Origin of the sequence: Stutzerimonas degradans (assembly GCF_024448505.1) — a bacterium.
Taxonomy (GTDB): domain Bacteria; phylum Pseudomonadota; class Gammaproteobacteria; order Pseudomonadales; family Pseudomonadaceae; genus Stutzerimonas; species Stutzerimonas degradans.
The window spans coordinates 18,897-39,830 of sequence record NZ_JAMOHV010000019.1; the positions used below are offsets into that span (position 1 = coordinate 18,897).

A 20,934-nucleotide genomic window follows, 5' to 3' on the forward strand; every position below is an offset into this window, starting at 1 on the left:
CGCCCCTGAGGCGGTCTCAGTCCTCCAGCTCGGCCCAACGCTCCAGCAGCTGATCGAGCTCCTGCTGCAGTGCCTCCAGGCGCGCCAGTGCCGCGCCCGTTACCTCGGCCGGCTGCTGGTAGAACGCCGGATCGGACACCTGCGCCTGCAACGCCGCGATGGCCTGCTCCGCCGCATCGATCTGCCCCGGCAGCGCCTCGAGCTCGCGCTGCAGCTTGTAGCTGAGCTTCTTCTTCGCTGGCGCCGATTCGGCAACCGCCGGTGCTACAGGCACAGGCTCCGACTGCGGCTGGGCACTGGCCCTGCTTTCCGCGGCTTCACCCACGCCGAGCAGGCGCGGCGAACCACCCTGACGCAGCCAGTCCTGATATCCACCGACGTACTCGCGCACCTCGCCGTTGCCTTGGAACACCAGCGTGCTGGTCACCACGTTGTCGAGGAACGCCCGGTCGTGGCTGACCATCAGCACCGTGCCCGGGAAGCCCAGCAGGACTTCTTCGAGCAGCTCCAGCGTCTCGACGTCGAGGTCGTTGGTCGGCTCGTCCAGCACCAGCAGGTTGGCCGGCTTGCTGAACAGCTTGGCGAGCAAGAGGCGTGCCCGCTCGCCACCCGACAACGCCTTGACCGGCGTGCGCGCACGTTGCGGGCTGAACAGGAAGTCGCCGAGGTAGCTCAGCACGTGGCGGTTCTGCCCGTCGATGGTGATGAACTCGCGCCCCTCGGCGAGGTTGTCGATCACCGTCTTCTCCAGCTCCAGCTGGTGACGCAATTGGTCGAAATACGCCACTTCGAGCTTGGTGCCGATCTCGATGCTGCCAGCTGTCGGCTGCAGTTCGCCGAGCAGGAGCTTGAGCAGAGTGGTCTTGCCGGTGCCGTTGGCGCCAAGCAGGCCGATACGGTCGCCACGCTGCACGACCATGGAGAAATCACGGATCAGCGCCTCACCACCCGGATGGGCGAAGCTCACCTGCTCGGCGACGATCACCTGCTTGCCGGACTTGTCGGCGCTTTCCAGCTGGAAGCTCGCCTTGCCCTGACGCTCGCGACGCTGACTGCGCTCGACGCGCAGCGCCTTCAGCTCGCGCACGCGGCCCTCGTTGCGGGTACGGCGCGCCTTGATGCCCTGGCGAATCCAGACTTCTTCCTGGGCCAGCTTCTTGTCGAACAGCGCGTTGGCGGTTTCCTCTGCCGCCAGCTGCTGCTCCTTGTGCACCAGGAAACTGGCGTAGTCGCCGCTCCAGTCGATTAGATGGCCACGGTCGAGTTCGAGGATGCGCGTGGCCAGATTCTGCAGGAATGCCCGGTCGTGGGTGATGAACAACACTGCCCCGTTGAAGCCGGTCAGCGCCTCTTCCAGCCAGGCGATGGCGCCGATGTCCAAGTGGTTGGTCGGCTCGTCGAGCAGCAGCAGGTCGGGCTCGGAAACCAGCGCCTGGGCCAGTAGCACGCGACGCCGCCAGCCACCGGAAAGCTCGGCCAAGGTACGGTCGGCCGGTAGCTGCAGGCGGCTCAGGGTGCTTTCGACCAGCTGCTGCAGGCGCCAGCCGTCCTTGGCTTCCAGCGCCTGTTGCACGTGCATCAGCTTGTCGAGATCGGCCTGGTCCTGGATGTTCAGGCTGAGGTGGTGGTACTCGGCCAATAGTTCGCCGACACCTTCCAAGCCCTCGGCAACGACATCGAACACCGTACGGTCATCGGCGCGCGGCAGCTCCTGCGGCAGCTCGCCGATCTTCAGCCCCGGCGCGCGCCAGATCTCGCCGTCGTCGGCACTGCGATCGCCCTTGACCAGGCGCAGCATGCTCGATTTGCCCGTGCCGTTGCGGCCGATGATGCAGACCCGCTCACCCCGCGCGATCTGCCAGGACACGCCGTCGAGCAGCGGCGTGGTGCCATAGGCCAGGGATACATCGGTGAACTTGAGCAGGGTCATGACTACCTCCGGAAAACAGGGCGCGCAGTCTAGCAGATGCGCGCCTGCCGGCCGCGGATACGCCCATCCCGAAGGCGTATCGGGAGCAGCTCGCGCAAGCCCCGGCCAGACGCCGCGCAATAGTTCCCGGCACTCGTCCAAAGCGCATTTAACTGGCCGTCCCGGCAGGCTAAGCTAGCGCCGTAATACACCCGCCTCTTCCCGGAAGTCTCATGCGCAGTCGACTCTCCAACCTGCTGCTCTGCCTGTGTTTTTCAACGCTGGCCGTGGATGTCTCGGCCGCCAGCCTGACTCAGCAGCGCCAACTCTACGATGAAGCCAAGCGCGCCCTGGCCAAGGGCGACAGCGCACCGTACCGGCGCCACGCCAGCGCACTGCGCGACTATCCGCTGGAACCGTACCTGGCCTACGACGAGCTGACCGCTCGGCTCAAGACCGCGAGCACCGCGGAGATCGAGAAGTTTCTCGCCGAACACGGCGACCTGCCGCAGATCAGCTGGATGAAACTGCGCTGGCTGCGTCTTCTGGCAGCGCGCGGCGACTGGCCCACGTTCCTCAAGTACTACGATCCGAAGCTGAACTTCACCGAGCTGGACTGCCTGTTCGGCCAGTATCAGCTCGGCCGCGGCCTGCCCGAAGGCGATGCCACCGCCGAGCGCCTCTGGCTGGTCGGCAAATCGCAGCCCGAAGCCTGCGACGTGCTGTTCACGCAATGGACCGCCAAGGGCGGGCTCACCGAGGAGCGCCGCTGGAAACGCACCAAGCTCGCGGTGGAGGCCGGCAACTACGGGCTGGCCAGCTTCCTCAGCAAGAACCTGTCGAGCCTGCGCGGCCACGGCGAGCTACTCGTCGAGGTCGCGCAGAAGCCGCCGATGCTGAGCCAGACCGCGCGTTTTTCCGGCAGCCATCCGGCCATGGCCGACGTGGTCGCCATCGGCCTGCGCCGCCTCGCCCGCCAGGACCCGGAGAAGGCACTGGCCTTGCTCGACGGCTATGCCCGGCGCCACGCCTTCTCCGCCGAAGAAAAGGTGGCGATCGCCCGGCAGATCGGCCTGACGCTGGCCAAGCGCTTCGACAGCCGCGCGCTGCAGGTGATGGCCGAGTACGACCCGGAGCTGCGCGACAACACCGTCAGCGAATGGCGGGCGCGCCTGCTGCTGCGCCTGGGCCGCTGGGAAGATGTCTATGCGCTGACCCAGCGTTTCCCCGACGAGCTGGCCAAGAGCAACCGCTGGCGCTACTGGCAGGCGCGCAGCCTGGAACTGGCCAAGCCGCAGAGCCCGCAGGCGATCTCGCTGTACCAGCCGGTCGCCGCCGAACGCGACTTCTACGGCTTCCTCTCGGCCGATCGCATACAGGCGCCGTACAAGCTCAACCACCAGCCACTGGCCTTGCCACCCAAGCTGGTACAGAAGGTCCGCAACACCGCCGGCATCCGCCGCGCGCTGGAATTCCACGCACGTGGGCAGATCGTCGATGGCCGGCGCGAGTGGTATCACGTCAGCCGACTGTTCAGCCGTGACGAACTGGTGGCTCAGGCGCGACTGGCCTACGAGATGGGCTGGTATTTCCCGGCGATCCGCAGCATCAGCCAGGCACAGTACTGGGATGACCTCGACATCCGCTTCCCGATGGCGCACCGCAGCACGCTGGTCAACGCGGCGAAGGCACGGGAAATCCACCCGAGCTGGGTGTTCGCCATCACCCGCCAGGAAAGCGCGTTCATGGCCGATGCGCGTTCGCACGTCGGCGCCAGCGGCCTGATGCAGCTGATGCCGGCAACGGCCAAGGAAACCGCGCGGCGCTTCGGCATTCCGCTGTCCTCGCCGCAGCAGGTGCTCAACCCGAACGTCAACATCCAGCTCGGCGCGGCGTATCTGAGCCAGATCTACGCGCAGTTCAACGGCAATCGCGTACTGGCCTCGGCCGCCTACAATGCCGGCCCCGGCCGCGTACGGCAGTGGCTGCGCGATGCCGGGCACCTGTCGTTCGATGTCTGGGTGGAGAACATCCCGTTCGACGAGACCCGCCAGTACGTGCAGAACGTGCTCACCTATTCGGTGATCTACGGGCAGAAGCTCAACGCGCCACAGCCGCTGGTGGAGTGGCACGAGCGCTATTTCGAGAATCAGTAAGGCGAAGCCGGAGCGGCAGCAAGCGCCGCGCCGACCGAATCATTCGAGGACTTCCACCGGCATGCCGACTTCGAGCAGCCCCCTGCCTTCGGCGATCAGGTTCTGGCCGAAGAACACACCGCCCGCCCGTTTGCGATAGCCCAGCAGTGTCGCCAGCGGCTCACTGTCGGCGCTGCGCTCGGCGGTGTGCAGGTCGATGGTCGGAATCGCGCAGCGCGAGCAGGGTTTGGCCACGCGGAAGGTCAGCGCACCGATGCGGATGCGCTTCCAGTCATCCTCGGCATAGGGCGCGGCGCCGGCGACCACCAGGTTCGGGCGAAAGCGCAGCATTTCCAGCGGCCGGCCGACCCGCGCGCAGAGGTCGTCGAGCGAGGCCTGGCCGATCAGCAGAAAGGGGAAACCGTCGCTGAAGGCCGTGTTCTCGCCGAGTCGTGCATAGTCGAGGTCGACCTGGATGCCGTAATCCTCCGGCAGGTAGACCAGACGGCAGGCCTGGCCGAGAAACTCCGACAGCCAGGCAGCCGCGGCTTCACCGGCATCCGGCACCACCGGGTGGTTGTTCCAGACCTGCACACAGCGCATCAGCTGGTCACCCGGCACGCTCACCAGCAGCTCGGGCATGCCCGGCGCCGCCAGCTGCAACGCCGTATCGCCCTGCCAGTGCGCACGCAGCAACGCCATGCGCGGCACCGCGCGCTGGGTGAGGAAGCGCCCGGTACCGGCCGCGACCACCATCCAGCGTCGATCGCCGATCAGGCCGAGGGAGTCGCTGGCGCAGCGCTGCAACGATTCGCCGGCGGCAGATTTGAGGGGGAAACGGTACAGCGAGGACAGGTGCATGCTGCGCCTCCAGCGAGCGGAAAGCGCAGCAGCATAGCAGAGCGGATCAGGCCGGTTCGTCGCGCTGCAGACGCTCGCGGATCACGTCGACCAGCTTCTCCGGCTGGAACTTGGAGAGGAAGTTGTCGCAGCCGACCTTCTGCACCATCGCCTGGTTGAAACTGCCCGACAGCGAGGTGTGCAGCACCACATAGAGATCGCGCATGCGCGGGTCCTGGCGGATCTCGGTGGTCAGCCGGTAGCCATCCATCTCCGGCATTTCGGCATCGGTGAAGACCATCAGCAGCTTGTCGGTCAGCACCTCGCCGGCGTCGGCCCAGGCCTTGAGCTGATTCAGGCCCTTGAGGCCGTCACTGGCGGTATGGATCGTCAGGCCGAGCTGGGTCAGCGTTTCACGCAGCTGCGCCAGGGCGACGCTGGAATCGTCGACGCACAGCACCTCACGGCCGCGCGCGCGTTCGAGCAGCGGATCGGCCAGGCGATCGGCGGAAATGCTGGTGCTGTAAGGGACGATCTCGGCGAGGACCTTCTCGACGTCGATCACCTCGACCAGTTCGTTGTCGACCTTGGTGATCGCCGTGAGGTAGTGCTGACGTCCGGCGGTTCCCGGCGGCGGCAGCACTTCCTCCCAGTTCAGGTTGAGGATGCGGTCGACGCCGCCGACCAGGAAGGCCTGCACCGTGCGGTTGTACTCGGTGACGATGATGGTGCTGCGCTCGTCCGGCACCAGCGGGCGCAGGCCGATGGCGCGCGACAGGTCGATCACCGGCAGCGTCTGGCCGCGCAGGTTGACCACCCCGCATACCGAGCTGTGACGATGCGGCATGAGCGTCATCTTCGGCAGCTGGACGACCTCCTGCACCTTGAACACGTTGATGGCGAACCGTTGACGCCCGGACAGGCGGAACATGAGGATTTCCAGCCGGTTCTGGCCCACCAAGCGGGTGCGCTGATCGACTGAATCGAGAATGCCGGCCATTGCGGGCTCCTTGGACGAAGTGGATATCGTGATATCGGCCACATTGCCGCGCCCTTTAAGCGCGATGTCGATCCGCCGGCGAAATCGACCGCCAAATCCGCTCTCACCCACCCGCGCAGCGGCTCAATCCTGGTGCAGCAGCGGCGAATCCGCCGGCAGGTGCATGCGCAACGCGCCGGGCCGCACGCGGAAATGCAGGCTGGCCTCGGCCACCGGCTCGCCATCCAGATTGATGTCGATCGGCTCCGGCGCCTCGACTTCCAGCCACGCCAGCCGCGCGTTGACCGAGACGGCCTCGACGCCACGCAATCCGCCGCTGAGCAACGTACCCAGCGTGCCCACGGCATCTTCCGGCGCCGGCACGATGCAGACATCCAGCAGGCCGTCATCGATCAGAGCCTGTGGACAGAGCAGCTGCCCGCCCCCGGCCTGACGACCGTTGCCGATGCCGAGCGCGAGGAAGTCGCCCTCCCACTCGAAATCCGGCCCGCGAAAACGGCCATAGGCGGAATGAATCTCGGCGAAGCGCGTCAGCCCGGTCAGCAGGTAGGCACCACCGCCGAGCACGCGCTTGAGATCTTCCGAGGTGTTGGCCGTGACCTTCGAGCCGAATCCGCCAGTGGCCATGTTGACGAATGGACTGCCGTTCATCTCACCGAGGTCGATCGCCACTGCCGGCTGGTCCAGCAGCCCCAGCGCGTCGAAGGGCTCCGAGGGAATTCCCGCGGCGCGGGCAAAATCGTTGGCGCTGCCCAGCGGCAGCAACGCCAGACTGGCGTCGGCTGGATGCCGCAGCATGGCTTCGGCCACTTCGTGCAGCGTGCCGTCGCCACCGCCGGCAATCAGCAGGCGATGGCCGGCATCGAGCGCCTCGCAGACCAGCCGTTCGACATCCCCGGCCTCCCAGGTGACGCGCACGGCCAGGTCCCAGCCGAGTTCACGCTGCCGGTCCACGGCGGCGCGCACCTCGTCGTTGAGCGACTGCTTGCCATGCAGGATGAGCAAGGCTTTGGGCTGGCTCATGAAAGCGCTTCCTTCTAGTCGGATACGCAGATCAGACCTGTCGCGCCGGTGGAAAGTTGTAGCGGGCGGCTCGTTTGGGATTAACCCAAAACTTCGATAGGTGCGGCCACCGGTCGGCAGCCCACGCCGCTCCGGCGCAGCTTCGATGGTGCGCCGGAATAGCGACACCCCATGAAAATCAACGAGTTACAGGACAGAACAGATTTTTTACAGATTCCTGGCGGGGCCTCGTGAGCCAATGAACTCATTTCACCAAGGACGGTCGGAGCCATTGTCCTAAATGAGGTTGCGATAGCCGCCTGCCATCAGGCAGTGCGTGCCGCGGCGATTCGAAACGAGCAAAGACCAGCCGTAGTAGCTGAGGAAGGGAGCCTTGTAATGCGTTTACAGTCCGTGGGAACACTTGAGTACGCTCACCCCAGTTTCGTCGATTACTTTCTCGCCAGCGTCCGCCTGATCCACGGCCTGACGGCCATTCTGCCGGGCTTGCTGCTGCTGATGTTCCTGCAGGACCTGCCGGCCGGTGGCGGTGCGTTCAGCGCCTTCCTGATGTTCTTCGGCGTGCTGAGCATCGTCATCTTCCAGTCGGTCGGCATCTACAGCGAGGAAGTGTTCAGCACCCTGCTGCGCTTTCGCATCATGCTGCTGGCCTGGGCTGCGGCGTTCAGCCTGCTGATTTTCATGCACCAGGGCATGGGCCTGTTCAGCTACCTGGACGCCGAGCATCTGGCGTTCTGGTTCGTCACCAGCGCGGTGCTGTTCGGCGCCGAGCGTCTGGCGATGCTCGCCCTGTTTCGCCGTCTGATGGCGCGCGGCATGTACCTGCAGAACGCGGTGATCCTCGGTGGCACGGAGAACGGCCAGCGCGTCGCCGAATACCTGCAGCACAACCGCGACATCCGCACTGGCGTGCTCGGCTTCATCGACGACCGCCTGGAGCGCCTGCCGAGCGAACTGTGCAACCTGCCGCTGCTGGGTAACACCCGTGATCTGGAGCGCATGATTCGCGAAGAAAAGGTCACTCAGGTGCTGGTCGCCTTGCCCTGGTTCGCTGACAGCCGCATCGGCCAGGTCATCAATGAACTGCGCAAGCTGCCGGTCAACGTGCTGCTGGTGCCGGACATGGTCGCCTTCCGCCACGCCAACAAGCGCATCACCGAAGTCGCTGGTCTGCCGACGCTGATCGCCTCGGACCTGCCGCTGCGCGGCTGGTCGCCGCTGTTCAAGCGTCTGGAAGACCTCGTGCTGTCCAGCATCGCCCTGCTGGCCGCCGCGCCGGTGATGCTGCTGATCGCGCTGGCGATCAAGCTCGATTCGCGCGGGCCGGTGTTCTTCAAGCAGAAGCGCTACGGCTACAACAACCGGCTGATCGAGGTGTTCAAGTTCCGCTCGATGTACCACGAGAAGAGCGACGCCAACGCCGACCGCCAGACCACGCGCCACGACGACCGCATCACCCGCGTCGGCCGCTTCATCCGCAAGACCAGCCTCGACGAGCTGCCGCAGCTGATCAACGTGTTCCTGGGCAGCATGTCGATGGTCGGTCCGCGTCCGCACGCCACTGCCACCAAAGCCGCCGGCGTGCTGTTCGAGGATGCCGTGGCCGAATACTCGGCACGCCACCGGGTCAAGCCAGGCATCACCGGCTGGGCGCAGATCAACGGCTATCGCGGTGAAACCGACACCCTCGAAAAGATCGAAAAACGCGTCGAGTACGACCTGGACTACATCGAACGCTGGTCGGTCTGGTTCGATCTTTACATCCTCTTTCGCACCGTTCCGGCGCTGCTCTTCAACAAAGACGTCTACTGATCCGCATGCGCCCGCCGGGCCGCGTTTCATGGGCAGCGATGCCCAGGGCGCGGCGGGCGCGGCAGGAAGGAACTAATGAATCCCACCACTATCTCACTTTGGCGTTCAGCACCGGCGGGCTCCGCCGTGGCCGGCAACCAGCCGGAAAGGCGGAACGCACATGTTTGAAAACATCTTGATCGTCTGTGTCGGAAACATCTGCCGCAGCCCCACAGCGCAGGCGTTGCTGACCCACAGACTCAGCGGACAAGGCCTGACGATCGGTTCGGCAGGTATCGGTGCATTAGTAGGTAACCCGATGGACAAAACCGCGCATGACGTACTGCAGGAGCACGGATTGGACTTCACCGCCCACCGCGCCCGCCAGGTCGACAGTCACATGCTGCACGACGCCGACCTCATCCTGGCGATGGAACACAGCCATATCCAGCACATCCGCCAGATCGCGCCGGAAGTGCATGGCAAGACATTCCTGATCGGCAAGTGGCAGGACGAGCTAGAGATCCCCGATCCCTATCGCCAGTCCCGGCCCGCCTTTGAACACGTACACACGCTTCTGACGCAAGCCGTCGAAAGCTGGCTTCCTTACCTGAAATAAGAAGAAGGAACTTCGATGACAACCATGCCCCGCCCGATCTATGAAACCAAAGAGGACAAGGACATCGACCTGGCCCACCTCTTTGACACCTTCCTCAACAACCGTGCGCTGATCATGGGGATCACCGGTTTCTTCGCCGCGCTGGGCATCGCCTACGCGCTGCTGTCGACCCCGGTGTATCTCGCCAGCGCGATGATCCAGATCGAACCGAAGAACGGCCTGCCCAGCCTGACCGACGTGGTCAACACCAACCCACCGGTTTCGCCGGCGCAGACCGAGATCGCCCTGCTGAAATCCCGCTCGGTGGTGGGTGGCGCGGTACAAAGTCTGAATCTGGACATCATCATCGAGCCGCATCATTTCCCGATCATCGGCGGCTTCATGGCACGCCGCTTCGAGCCCAAGGAAGAAGGCGAGCTGGGCTGGTACCCGGACGGCTTCGAGTCCTACGCCTGGGGCGGCGAACAGCTGAAGATCACGCAGCTGGACGTGCCGGATCAGCTGCACGGTGAGGAACTGGTACTGGAGGCCGCGGAAAACAATGGCTTCATCCTGCGCGACCCGGACGACGAAGTCGTGGTCCAGGGCGTGGTCGGCGAGCCGGTGGAAACCGAGGAATTCCGCGTCAACGTGGAGAAGCTGATCGCCCGTCCCGGCACCACCTTCACGGTGATCAAGAACCGCACCTACAACACCACCGAAAGCTACCAGCAGCGCCTGTCGGCCGCTGAACACGGCAAGCAGTCCGGCATCGTCAACGTGACGCTGGAGGACACTGACCCGGAAGAAGCGGTCCGCGTACTAGAAGAAGTCGCGCAGCGCTATGTCGAGCAGAACGTCGCGCGCAACGCGGCCGAAGCCACGCAGAGCCTGGAGTTCCTCAACGAGCAGGTGCCGGCTGTGCGCAAGCAGCTTGAGGCTGCCCAGACTGCACTGAACAAGTACCAGACCGGCTCCAAGACCGTCGACATCACCGCCGAAACCCAGTCGGTGCTCGACCGCATCGTCGATCTGGAAGCGCAGATTTCCGAGCAGAACCTCAAGCGTACCGAGATGGAGCGCCGCTTCACCCGTCAGCACCCGAACTTCCAGGCGCTGATCAACCAGATCAACCAACTGCAGACGCAGAAGGCTGAACTGGAGAAGCAGATCGGCACCCTGCCGTCGACCCAGCAGGAACTACTGCGTCTGAACCGCGACGTCGAAGTGTCTTCGGAAACCTACTCGATGCTGCTGAACAAGACCCAGGAGCTGGACATCATCCGCGCCGGCACCGTGGGCAACGTGCGCATCATCGACCACGCTGCCGCCGACCTGGAGAACCCGGTCAAGCCGAACAAGCCGCTGCTGGTCATCGTCGCCACCCTGCTCGGCGGGCTCCTCGCCGTGGCGTTCGTCTACGTGCGTGAGGCACTCAAGCGCGGCGTGGAGAACCCGGAAGACATCGAGCGCGCGGGCACCCCGGTTTACGCGGCGATTCCGTTCAGCGAGAAGCAGGCCGGTCTGGAGAAGCGCCTGGCCAACTTCAAGCGCGACAAGAGCACGGCCTCCTACCTGCTGACGGTCAACGACCCGGCCGATCTCGCCACCGAAGCCATGCGCAGCCTGCGTACCAGCCTGCACTTCGCGATGATCGAGGCGAAGAACAACGTGCTGATGATCACCGGCCCGAGCCCGGCAGTCGGCAAGTCGTTCGTCACCACCAACCTGGCCGCGGTCATCGCCCAATCCGGCAAGCGCGTGCTGCTGGTGGACGCCGACATGCGCAAGGGTTACCTGCACAAGGTCATGCGTGCCGACGGTGAAAAGGGACTGTCCGATATCCTCTCCGGCCGCATCACCCTGTTCGATGCGATCCAGAAGACCCAGCTGAACAACCTGCACGTGATCAGCCACGGCCAGTTGCCGCCGAACCCGTCGGAACTGCTGATGCACGAGAACTTCGCGCGGTTCGTCAAAGAAATCAGCACCATGTACGACCTGGTGATCTTCGACACGCCGCCGATCCTCGCCGTCACCGACGCCGCACTGGTCGGCAGCCAGGCCGGTACCACGCTGATGGTCACCCGCTACGGCATGAACGGCATCAAGGAAATCGAGGCCGCCAAGCGCCGCCTCGAGCAGAACGGCCTGCTGGTCAAGGGCGTGATCTTCAACGCAGTGATCCGCAAAGCCTCCACCTACGGCGAGTACGGTTACTACCAGTACGAATACGTAAGCAACAAATGACGCAACGGCACCGCGGCCCGAGGTCTGCGGTGCCTGTCCGCGCCGCATAGTCGGCCCAATTTTCCCGTTCCCCGCTGCGAGGCTGCGTGCCTCGGCGGACCTCCTTTTGCCGATCGACAGGTGTAACGCAATGACGCTCCACTCCCGCCCGCGACCGAAACAGGCGACACGACTGGCTGCCGCCCTCGCTGCGCTGCTGCTCGTGGCCCTGCCCGTGCAGGCGGCCGAGGACGCGCAGCGCGGTATCGACCTGATCGGCGTGAACCTGTCCGGCGCCGGTTTCGCACCGCACGTCGTGCCAGGCAAGAACGGCACGCACTACTTCTATCCCGAGAAAAAGCACTTCGCCTACTACCGCCAGCAAGGCATCCGCCTGATTCGCTTCCCGTTCCTCTGGGAGCGCGTGCAGCACCGCCAGGGCGAAGGGCTGAACTTCGACCAGGTGCGCCTGCTGAAGAAGACCCTCGACCTGGCCATGCAGCATGACCAGAAGGTCATCCTCGACATGCACAACTACGGCCGCTACCAGGGCGAGCTGATCGGCTCGGCGGCGGTGCCCTACGCCGCGTACGCCGATATCTGGCGCAAGCTCGCCGAGCGCTTCAAGGACCATCCGGCGCTGTACGGCTACGACATCATGAACGAACCGCATGGCACCGTCGGGCTCTGGCCCGGCGCGGCGCAGGCGGCGGTCGATGCCATCCGCGAGGTGGACGGGCAGACGCTGATCTTCATCGAGGGCGAGCGCTGGGCCAGCGCCTACCACTGGCCACTGGTGAACGCCAACCTGCTGATCGACGATCCGGCCGGGCGCATCGTCTACGAAGCGCACCTGTATTTCGACGAGGACTTCTCCGGCAAGTACCTGCCGGGCAAGAGCCGCAAGATCGACCCCATGCTCGGCGTGGAGCGCGCCCGGCCATTCGTCGAATGGCTGCAGAAGCACGGCCAGAAGGGCTTTCTCGGTGAATACGGGATTCCCGACGACAACCCCGAGGCGGCGGTGGCGATGGACAACCTGCTCGCCTACCTCAACCAACACTGCATACCCAGCGCCTACTGGGCCGGCGGCCCGGGCTGGGGCCGCTACAAGCTGGCGGTCGAGCCGCGCAAAGGCCAGGACCGCCCGCAGATGGCGCTCATGCGCAAGCACCTCGCTAACGATTGCACGGCCATCGGCCCCGCGCCCGCTAACCGGCCCTGACTTTTTCTGGAGTGATCAACATGAAATTCGGACTGCTTTGGCACTCGTACTCTTCCGGCAATCTCGGCGTCGGCGCGCTGAGCATTTCCAACATGCTGCTGATCGACGAGGCGGCGCGTAAATGTGGCATCACCCCTGAATTCCTCATCATCGGTTCGTCGGGCCCCTGCGATTACCCGCCGTCGACCGAGCGCTTCAAGTACGAATTCATCGAGTTCAACGAGCAGAACCTGCTGAAGAACCCGCACGGCCTGTACCGGGCGATCGCCTCGTGCGACGCGATCTTCGATATCGGCGAGGGCGACAGCTTCTCCGATATCTACGGTGCCAAGCGGCTGATCAAGCTGCTGGTGAGCAAGGGCATGGCGTTGGGTGCACGGGTGCCGCTGATCCTCTCGCCGCAGACCATCGGCCCGTTCAAGTCGGGCTGGGGCACCAAGGCGTCGGCCTGGGTAATGAAGAAGAGCACGCTGGTGTTCGCCCGCGATCACCAGTCGTTCGATGTGCTCAAGCAGCTCGGCATCGTTAACCGTGACGAGGTGATCGACGTCGCCTTCCACCTTCCCTTCGAGCGCCAGGTACGCGAGCGTCAGCCGGACCGGCTGGCCATCGGCATCAGCGTTTCGGCGCTGCTGCATCACGGCGGCTACGAAGGCAGCGCCAACCAGTTCGGCCTGCGTGCCGATTACAAGCAGCTCACCGATGAGCTGATCCGCGCGCTGCTGGCACGCGGCCATGAGGTGCATCTGGTGCCGCACGTGATCCCCATCGGCTTTCCCGCCGAAGACGACTACACGGTATCCCTGCAACTGCAGCAGCGTTATCCGGAGCTGAAACTGGCGCCGCGCTTCAAGGGGCCGATCGAGGCAAAGTCGTACATCAGCGGGCTGGACTTCTTCGTCGGCGCGCGCATGCACGCAACCATCGCCGCCTTCTCTGCCGGCGTGCCGGTGGTGCCGCTGGCCTATAGCCGCAAATTCTCCGGACTCTACCAGTCGCTCGACTACCACCGCGTGGTGGACCTCAAGACCGAGTCGACCGCCAGCGCACTGGAAGCGGTGCTGGAGTACCTGGACAACCGCGAGCAGCTGAAAGCGGAAGTCGCCGCCAGCGGCGCGATCATCCGCCGCAAGCTCGATGCCTACAGCCTCGGGCTCGAGCAGATCCTGGTTTCGCTGAACCAGGGCCAGCCTGCGTACCAGAGATAAGCATGCGCGACCACGCCCTGATGGGAGTCACCACGGCGGCCCGGACTGCCGTGCAGCTGGGCACGCTGTTGATCCTGGCACGGACGCTCGGCCCCACTGACTTCGGGTTCATCTCGATCGTCATTACCTGGTCGACCATCGTCGCGCTGGTGACCGACTACGGCTTCGGCATGCGCGCGCTGCGCGACATCGGCGCCGAGCGCGAGCGTGCCGGAGCGATCATGTCGGCCAGCCTGGCGGCGAAGACGCTGCTGGTGCTGCCGGCGTGCGTGCTCCTGTTGCCGGTGATTCTGTTCGTGCTGGACCTGAGCATGGCCGAGCGCGTGGCCTCGGTGCTGTTCCTGCTCGGCACGCTGGCCTCGTCGTATGGCGATCTGGCGCTGACGGTGTTTCGCAGCATCGGTCAGTTCCAGCGCGAGACGCGCATTGTGGTCGTCACCGCACTGATCCATTTCGTGCTGATCGGGCTGGCCATCGTGCTGCGTAACGATGTGGTCGCAATCGGCCTGGCGTTCCTGGTCTCGCGCCTGATCTATGCGGCCGGCGCGTTGCGCGCGCTGGCGAAGATCGTCCATCTGGCAGGCATCGTGCGCAATTCCTGGCAGGTGCTGGCCGAACGTTTCAAGAGTTCGACCAGCTTTGCCGTGGACAGTGGCGCTACCAACATCTTCGCGCAACTGGACGTCATCCTCGTGAACCACCTGGCCGGACGCGAGGCCGCAGGTATCTACTTTGCCGGCTCGCGCCTGCTGCAGGGCGCGGTACCGTTCAGCGTGCTGCTGGCCAGCGTACATATCCCGCGCTTCGCCTACCGGCTGCACAACCAGAGCCGCGAACTGGTGCGCTACGGCGCGCGCATCCTCGGCGAGTACGTCGCGATGGGCCTGATATTCGCCCTCGCCTTCTATTTCATCGGTCCGCTGTTCACCGATTACTTCCTCGGCGCCAGCTACGCCGAGCTCAACACGCTGTGGCTGGCCTTCGCCTGCTTCACCTTCGCCCGTTTCGTCGCTGCCGGCCTCGGCGTGCAGCTGATGGCGATGGGCACCGGCTTCCTGCGCACCTTCGGAATCATCTTCTCCGGGGTGATCACGGTCGCCTGTTACTGGATTTTCATTCCCGGCCACGGGATACAAGCAGCACCTTGGGTGTCCACTCTGGGCATGGCGGTGCTGACCCTCATTTACGGTTATGCGGTGCAGAACATCTACCGCAGGCAGCGCAACGCATGACCGGCATCGTCAAACACCGGGACCGCTTCGCGCGCGTCCCGCAGCTCAAGGGAAGGCTGGTATGAAAGCTTTGTTGAATCGCGTCCTGAAGAACGACCTGTGCAGCGGCTGCGGCATGTGCAGCTCGGTTGCCTCGGACGATGCCGTACAGATCCGGCTGAACGCCGATGGCTACCACCGCCCGGTGCTGAACAAGGCCTACGCGGGCAAGTCGATTGCCAGCGAGGAGGCCAGCAGCGCCTTCGCCAAGTCCTGCCCGGCGCTTAACCTCGATATCCGCCCATACAAAACGGCCAACTATCACCCGGTGTGGGGCGAGATCCTCGAGACGCTCAAGGGCCACGCGCTGGACAACGAAGTGCGCCAGGCCGGCTCTTCAGGCGGGGTGATTTCGGCGCTGGCGCAGTACTGCCTGGAGCAGAAACTGGTCGATGGGGTGATCCAGATCCAGGCGTCGCAAACCGATCCGCTGGAAAACGTCGCCACCATCAGTCGCTCGCGGCAGAACATCATCGCCTCGTCGGGTTCGCGCTACGCGCCGGCCTCGCCGGCTCAGGCGTTGAAGTGGGTGGCGATGTCGACAGAGAAGTACCTGTTCATCGGCAAACCCTGCGATGTGGCCGCGGTACGGCAGATGCAGGCGCACGACCCGCGCCTGAAGCAGAACATCCCCTACGTGGTCTCGTTCATGTGCGCCGGCACGCCGAGCCTGCACGGTACCGAGCAGGTTCTGGACCAGCTCGGTGTCGAGCGCGAGGACGTCACCAGCTTCCGGTACCGCGGCGACGGCTGGCCGGGGCTGACCAAGGCGACGCTGAAGAACGGTGACGCGCGCACCATGACCTACAACGACTCCTGGGGAAAGGTGCTCAACCGCCACCTGCAGACGCGCTGCAAGATCTGCCCGGACGGCATCGGCGAGTTCGCCGATATCGTCTGCGCGGACGGCTGGGAGGGTGACGAAAAAGGCTATCCGTCGTTCGAGGAGCGCGACGGCAATTCGCTGATTCTGATCCGCACCGACAAGGGGCGCGAATTGTTTCGCAACGCCGAGGCCGGTGGCGTTGTCCAAGCAGAGGCTTTCGATACGGCCGGCATCTTTGCGATCCAGCCGTTCCAGTATTACCGGCGCACCACGATCCTGCCGCGGTTGTGGGCGATGAAGCTGCTCATGCTCAAGACGCCCAGCTACAAGGGCTTCGAGCTAGGCAAGGGGATCAGGGAAATCGGCCTGTACCAGAGCTTCAAGGCGTTCACCGGTCTGCTGGTACGGCGCAAGAAGATCAAGCGGCGGACCTTGGAGTCCGCATGAAGCGGCCCTGCGGACAGGGACCTCAAACCTAAGGATTCAGGTTGATGAACACATTCACTTCGCGCTTCTTCTATTTCCCGCTGCTGTTCCTGGTGATCGTGCTGCATTTCTCCGTGTTCGGCGACAGCCCGCACAACCCCTACGGTCTGAAAGGGGTGAACGAGCTGTACCTGGCGATCTGCATCATCTTCGCGCTGTTGCTGGTGCTCGCTTCAGCAGAAGAGGCACCGCGCGAATTCCGCGTCCTGATGTACTACTGCCTGTACAGCATGGTGGTGTTCTGGGTATTGCCGGCGGTATTTGCCTACTTCACCTATGGGCAACCGATCGTCTACGGCCTCATCGAAGAACGGCGTGTGCTGTTCTGCCTGGGCTTCGCGCCCGTGCTGTTTCTTTCCAAACGGGTCAGCACACTGCAGTTCGAGCGCGCCTTCATCTACGCCGCCTTGTTCGCCGCCTTCCTCTCATGGTGCTTCAAATTCGGCGTGATTCCCGACATGCGTCCAGAAGTGCGCTCGGATGACCGCCCGGACCGCTCGTCCATCGGCCCCTTCCTGATCTGCTTCGGTTACTTCTATTGCATCCAGATCTGGTCCAAGGGCGCCTCGCCGATCTCCGGCGCCGCGCGCAGCAAGACGCTGTATCTGGTGCTGGCCGCCCTGCTGCTGCTGACGCTGGTATTCGCCACCCAGACCCGCCAGCTGATCGTGCTCTGCCTGGCATTCACGCTGTTCTGCCTGCGGGCTAAGGCGATCATCTGGGCCGCGTCGCTGACCATTCTGTTGTCACCGTTCTACTTCTATCCGAGCCTGCTCGAGCTACTGGGCCTCAATGTCGAGTTCTATGACAGCTCGCTGGAAAGCGTGGAGGACGGTGCGCGCTCGATCACCATCGCGGCGATCATGAACCATCTGGATATCGTCAACTGGCTGCCCAGCGGCTCGCTGTCACTGATGTGGCAGGACGGTTTCATTCCCTACTTCGGGGAACACTTCTTCCTTTCCGACGTCGGAATCATCGGCACGCTATTCCGCTTCGGCTTCCTGACTTTTCTGGTGATTCCGCTGACGCTGATGATCTATCGCCGGATCGCCAAGAACATCAGTCCGGACATGAGTTTCATCTACCCCGTCATGCTCGCGTACTTCGTCATCTGGCCGCTCAATGGCCTGATGGAGTACGGGCAACCCGTCATCGCCATGCTCTTTGTCATCCACGCCTTGAAAGCTCGCCACCTCCGCAGCCAGGAACGAATCCATGAACGTCGCACTTATTCTCAACTACAAAGCTGCTACTGAAACGATCAGTTGCGTAGAGAGTCTGCTCGCGCACTGCCCGGCGGTCGACCATGTGGTGGTCATCGACAATGACTCGCAGGACGGCTCCTTCGCAGCCTTCACTCAGTGGCGCGAAGACCGGGGGCTGCAGAACGTCACGGTTCTCGCCAACCCGCAGAACAACGGCTACGCCGGCGGCAACAACTACGGCCTGCGCTGGGCGCTGGAGAACCTACAGCCCGAGTATTTCTGGATCGTCAACAATGACACCTACGTCGACTCCGATGCCTTTGCGCCATTGCTGCAGGCGCTGAAGCAGAACGACAACCAGTTCGTCGGCTCGGTGATCCTCAGCGCCGATAGCGGCCGTCTGGAGTGTTACGGCGGCGGCAAGCTCTATCCACTGCTGGGCAAGGCGAAGCTGCTCGGCAAGGACCAGACCCTGGAAGCCATGCAGCAAACCCAGGAAAAGCCCGATTATCTGATGGGGTGCAGCCTGGCGTTCTCCGCGGCCCTGCTCGCGCGCATCGGCATGATGGACGAGGCCTACTTCATGTACTCCGAGGAAGTGGACTGGCAGTACCACGCCAAGAAGTTCGGCGTCTCTATCCAGGTCGTACCGCAGAGCCGGTTGTTCCATTACGGCTCGCTCAGTTCGGGCGGACGCTCGGCGTTCTACCACTACTACCGCAATCGCGCGGCCACGCGCTTCAACAAACGCTTCTACGGCGCGCCGTTCGCGCTGGCCTCCGCGTGTTTCCTGTCGGCGATAACCGTCATGAAGGAATTCAACCATCCCGGCCTCGCATGGTCGGGCATCAAGGGCGCTTTCAAGGGAGTAACGATGCGTGTCGAATGATACGAACCATGCCTTCGGCGTGTCCTTCTACACCGGTAGCAAGGCGGCCCTGCTCGCCTCTGTCCGCGAGGGGGTGAAACAGCCTTACTCGTTCGTGGTGACGCCCAACGTGGACCACCTTGCTCAGCTGCAGCACAACGCGGCACTGCGCGCAGCCTATTCGAAAGCCCGGCTGCGACTGTGCGATAGCCGCGTGCTGATGCCACTGCTGCAGCGCTTGGGCGTGGCCGTGGAAGAGGTGATTCCGGGCAGCGATCTGACCATCGACCTGCTTCGCTGGGCCGATAGCGAGCGGCTGCGGATTGTCCTGGTCGGCGCGTCGAACGAGGAATGCACCAAGCTGCGGAACCTCTATCCGGGAATCACGGTTTATCACCACAACCCACCGATGGGCTTCATCGACCGACCCGATGAAGTCAGGCGCTGCCTGGAGTTTATCCGCCAACATCCTTCCGAGCTGGTCTTCTATGCCGTCGGGGCGCCGCGCCAAGAGATTCTGGCCAGCTCCATCGAAAGTCATGAGCGTACAGGCATGGGCTTCTGCATCGGCGCGTCCATTTCCTTCGCCACCGGCAGTATCAAGCGGGCGCCGCGCTGGATGCAGAACTGCAAGTTGGAATGGCTGCACCGCATGCTTTCCGAGCCTCGCCGGCTGGTCCGGCGCTACGTTCACGATGCGCTGTTCATCGTCCCGGCCTATCGCAGGGAGAAAAGCAATCGTACTCAACGGGCCGCGCCGATAAATCAGGATCTGTAGCGAAAACATCGAAAAATCTGGCGTAACGACACGAAAGTGATTTGAACCAGACTAAAGCGAGACGGTCTATCCGTACTGAAGCGAATGGCAGGAATGGCGTTTCGACATTGTCGTTTGAGCGCTTTCTAACGCCCGAGATATCCGGGATTCCTGCCCTTCAACCGCCGTCGCTGGTAGCGCGGAGGCTACTCAGAAACAGACCCTTTCTTCGCTGCGCACCCGGCGAGGAAGGAACGGTCAGAAGGAGAGAAATTTTGGCTGTCGTCTTTGCCAGGCAGAACGAACGCGATGCCTTATCCAGACCAGTGAAACATGCCGTCTCACTCTTTGAACAAAAACCACTCCGTCAAGGATGAACATACCCATGAAAGCATTTACCGCTCTTGCATTGACTTCCGCCCTGGCGCTTCAGGGCTGTGCCTTCGCGCCTGGCCAGTATCTCGATCCGGATGAGTTCACCGAAGGCGCCGAAGCGGAACACGGCACCGTGCATCTGATCCGAATCACTCCCGAGATGCTCAAGGGGGACCTCGCCTCTGACGCGGGTACGTCGAGCAAGCAGGAACTGCTGAGCTACAAACCATCGGCGTATCGCATCGGCCCGAACGATCTGCTCTATATCACCGTCTGGGACCATCCTGAACTGACCGCCCCGTCCGGTCCGCAGCAGCAACTCGACGCCAACGGCCGCCTCGTCCGGCCGGACGGCACACTGTTCTACCCCTATATCGGCAACGTCGAAGCGGCAGGCAAGACCATCGAAGAGCTGCGCTCGACCATCGCCCGGCGCCTGACCAACTACATCGACAGCCCGCAGGTCGACGTCTCCATCCTGCGCTTTGGCAGCCAGCGCGTAATCGTTTCCGGTGCATTCGACACCGCTGGTGAAGTTCCGGTGACCACCGCGCCGATGACGATCGTTCAGGCAATCGGCCAGGCCGGCGTCGACACCGAAACCGCCGACCTCACCGGCCTGATGCTCAAGCGTGACGGTCGCGAATACATGCTGGACGTCGACTCACTCAATCGCCCGGACTCCTGGCTGCATCAGGTTTACTTGAAGGATGGCGATCAGCTCCACCTGCCCTACAACGACCAGCGCAAGATCTACGTGTTGGGCGAAGTCAGGCAGCCACAGGCTCTTTCCTTCAAGGCAACCAGCATGAATCTGATGGATGCGATCGGCACCGCAGGCGGCATCGCTCAGGAGACCGCCGACGGCGAGGCGCTGTATGTCATCCGCGGCGCAGAAGACATGGCCAAGGAGCCAGCCAAGGTATTCCAACTGAATGCCAAGTCGCCTACCGCGTTTGCCCTGGCGAAGCACTTCCCGCTCCAGCCCCAGGACGTGGTGTTCGTCGGCCCAGCGAATATCACCCGCTGGAACCGCTTCATCAGCCAGCTGCTACCTTCGGCCAGCGTGATCGGCACCGGTGCTGCAGCGGAGTACAACCTGTCCAAGTAAGGGCCGGTTAACCCCCAAAGCCGCAGATCAACTCGATTGATCTGCGGCTTTTTTAATTCAACATGTCAATTGGC

Annotated in this window: 16 protein-coding genes; 12 read left to right on the forward strand and 4 right to left on the reverse strand. The window is 63.5% G+C overall.

From position 1 onward, the window contains the following. Positions 1-16 precede the first annotated feature (16 nt). Positions 17-1,930 (reverse strand): ATP-binding cassette domain-containing protein, encoded by a 1,914-nt coding sequence (locus NAV27_RS18465; RefSeq protein ID WP_102829364.1) that lies wholly within the window; start codon positions 1,928-1,930, stop codon positions 17-19. Positions 1,931-2,142: 212 nt separating this feature from the next. Here NAV27_RS18465 and NAV27_RS18470 point away from each other — a divergent pair, with 212 nt between their 5' ends. Next, positions 2,143-4,065, forward strand: a complete 1,923-nt coding sequence (locus NAV27_RS18470) for a transglycosylase SLT domain-containing protein (RefSeq protein WP_102829363.1) — start codon at positions 2,143-2,145, stop codon at positions 4,063-4,065. Between the two features lie 39 nt (positions 4,066-4,104). Here NAV27_RS18470 and NAV27_RS18475 read toward each other — a convergent pair whose 3' ends face one another. The 3 genes from NAV27_RS18475 to yegS form a co-directional block, all read right to left on the reverse strand. Further along, entirely contained in the window at positions 4,105-4,905 is an 801-nt protein-coding gene (locus NAV27_RS18475) for an MOSC domain-containing protein (RefSeq protein WP_102829362.1), read from the reverse strand. 46 nt (positions 4,906-4,951) lie between these two features. Next, positions 4,952-5,884 carry a chemotaxis protein CheV gene (locus NAV27_RS18480; RefSeq protein ID WP_008566954.1) on the reverse strand — a complete coding sequence of 311 codons (933 nt, stop codon included), beginning with the start codon at positions 5,882-5,884 and terminating at the stop codon, positions 4,952-4,954. A 123-nt stretch (positions 5,885-6,007) separates the two neighbouring features. After that, on the reverse strand, positions 6,008-6,907 hold the full coding sequence (gene yegS, locus NAV27_RS18485) for a lipid kinase YegS (protein ID WP_102829361.1): 900 nt from the start codon (positions 6,905-6,907) through the stop codon (positions 6,008-6,010). A gap of 378 nt (positions 6,908-7,285) precedes the next feature. On the opposite strand from yegS, the gene NAV27_RS18490 reads away from it, so the two are divergent. From NAV27_RS18490 to NAV27_RS18540, 11 genes are all read left to right on the forward strand, one after another. Then, positions 7,286-8,719 (forward strand): undecaprenyl-phosphate glucose phosphotransferase, encoded by a 1,434-nt coding sequence (locus NAV27_RS18490; RefSeq protein ID WP_043299545.1) that lies wholly within the window; start codon positions 7,286-7,288, stop codon positions 8,717-8,719. 160 nt (positions 8,720-8,879) lie between these two features. Continuing rightward, positions 8,880-9,317 carry a low molecular weight protein-tyrosine-phosphatase gene (locus NAV27_RS18495; RefSeq protein WP_102829360.1) on the forward strand — a complete coding sequence of 146 codons (438 nt, stop codon included), beginning with the start codon at positions 8,880-8,882 and terminating at the stop codon, positions 9,315-9,317. A gap of 15 nt (positions 9,318-9,332) precedes the next feature. Then, positions 9,333-11,546 (forward strand): polysaccharide biosynthesis tyrosine autokinase, encoded by a 2,214-nt coding sequence (locus tag NAV27_RS18500; protein WP_102829359.1) that lies wholly within the window; start codon positions 9,333-9,335, stop codon positions 11,544-11,546. Between the two features lie 130 nt (positions 11,547-11,676). After that, the gene (locus NAV27_RS18505; protein WP_102829358.1) at positions 11,677-12,750 is read left to right on the forward strand and encodes a glycoside hydrolase family 5 protein; all 1,074 of its coding nucleotides are present in this window, start codon (positions 11,677-11,679) and stop codon (positions 12,748-12,750) included. Positions 12,751-12,770: 20 nt separating this feature from the next. Further along, complete coding sequence (locus NAV27_RS18510; RefSeq protein WP_102829357.1) at positions 12,771-13,958, forward strand: polysaccharide pyruvyl transferase family protein; 1,188 nt, start codon at positions 12,771-12,773, stop codon at positions 13,956-13,958. Between the two features lie 2 nt (positions 13,959-13,960). Then, on the forward strand, positions 13,961-15,190 hold the full coding sequence (locus NAV27_RS18515) for an oligosaccharide flippase family protein (RefSeq protein WP_054095176.1): 1,230 nt from the start codon (positions 13,961-13,963) through the stop codon (positions 15,188-15,190). A gap of 61 nt (positions 15,191-15,251) precedes the next feature. Further along, positions 15,252-16,502: a Coenzyme F420 hydrogenase/dehydrogenase, beta subunit C-terminal domain gene (locus NAV27_RS18520; RefSeq protein WP_102829356.1), complete on the forward strand. Its 1,251-nt coding sequence runs from the start codon at positions 15,252-15,254 to the stop codon at positions 16,500-16,502. 44 nt (positions 16,503-16,546) lie between these two features. Continuing rightward, complete coding sequence (locus NAV27_RS18525; protein ID WP_008566943.1) at positions 16,547-17,800, forward strand: hypothetical protein; 1,254 nt, start codon at positions 16,547-16,549, stop codon at positions 17,798-17,800. Then, complete coding sequence (locus NAV27_RS18530) at positions 17,760-18,638, forward strand: glycosyltransferase family 2 protein (RefSeq protein ID WP_043299537.1); 879 nt, start codon at positions 17,760-17,762, stop codon at positions 18,636-18,638. The genes NAV27_RS18525 and NAV27_RS18530 overlap by 41 nt, the downstream gene beginning before the upstream one ends. After that, positions 18,628-19,395, forward strand: a complete 768-nt coding sequence (locus tag NAV27_RS18535; protein ID WP_102829355.1) for a WecB/TagA/CpsF family glycosyltransferase — start codon at positions 18,628-18,630, stop codon at positions 19,393-19,395. The genes NAV27_RS18530 and NAV27_RS18535 overlap by 11 nt, the downstream gene beginning before the upstream one ends. A 364-nt stretch (positions 19,396-19,759) precedes the next feature. Further along, a complete protein-coding gene (locus NAV27_RS18540; protein WP_008566939.1) occupies positions 19,760-20,860 on the forward strand; it encodes a polysaccharide biosynthesis/export family protein in 1,101 nt (366 codons plus the stop codon). Positions 20,861-20,934 lie beyond the last annotated feature (74 nt).

Bases quoted from the DNA above. Each gene is read 5' to 3' on its own strand.
- NAV27_RS18465 (WP_102829364.1), bottom strand. From the start codon at position 1,930: ATGACCCTGCTCAAGTTCACCGATGTATCCCTGGCCTATGGCACCACG.
- NAV27_RS18470 (WP_102829363.1), top strand. From the start codon at position 2,143: ATGCGCAGTCGACTCTCCAACCTGCTGCTCTGCCTGTGTTTTTCAACG.
- NAV27_RS18475 (WP_102829362.1), bottom strand. From the start codon at position 4,905: ATGCACCTGTCCTCGCTGTACCGTTTCCCCCTCAAATCTGCCGCCGGC.
- NAV27_RS18480 (WP_008566954.1), bottom strand. From the start codon at position 5,884: ATGGCCGGCATTCTCGATTCAGTCGATCAGCGCACCCGCTTGGTGGGC.
- yegS (WP_102829361.1), bottom strand. From the start codon at position 6,907: ATGAGCCAGCCCAAAGCCTTGCTCATCCTGCATGGCAAGCAGTCGCTC.
- NAV27_RS18490 (WP_043299545.1), top strand. From the start codon at position 7,286: ATGCGTTTACAGTCCGTGGGAACACTTGAGTACGCTCACCCCAGTTTC.
- NAV27_RS18495 (WP_102829360.1), top strand. From the start codon at position 8,880: ATGTTTGAAAACATCTTGATCGTCTGTGTCGGAAACATCTGCCGCAGC.
- NAV27_RS18500 (WP_102829359.1), top strand. From the start codon at position 9,333: ATGACAACCATGCCCCGCCCGATCTATGAAACCAAAGAGGACAAGGAC.
- NAV27_RS18505 (WP_102829358.1), top strand. From the start codon at position 11,677: ATGACGCTCCACTCCCGCCCGCGACCGAAACAGGCGACACGACTGGCT.
- NAV27_RS18510 (WP_102829357.1), top strand. From the start codon at position 12,771: ATGAAATTCGGACTGCTTTGGCACTCGTACTCTTCCGGCAATCTCGGC.
- NAV27_RS18515 (WP_054095176.1), top strand. From the start codon at position 13,961: ATGCGCGACCACGCCCTGATGGGAGTCACCACGGCGGCCCGGACTGCC.
- NAV27_RS18520 (WP_102829356.1), top strand. From the start codon at position 15,252: ATGAAAGCTTTGTTGAATCGCGTCCTGAAGAACGACCTGTGCAGCGGC.
- NAV27_RS18525 (WP_008566943.1), top strand. From the start codon at position 16,547: ATGAACACATTCACTTCGCGCTTCTTCTATTTCCCGCTGCTGTTCCTG.
- NAV27_RS18530 (WP_043299537.1), top strand. From the start codon at position 17,760: ATGAACGTCGCACTTATTCTCAACTACAAAGCTGCTACTGAAACGATC.
- NAV27_RS18540 (WP_008566939.1), top strand. From the start codon at position 19,760: ATGAAAGCATTTACCGCTCTTGCATTGACTTCCGCCCTGGCGCTTCAG.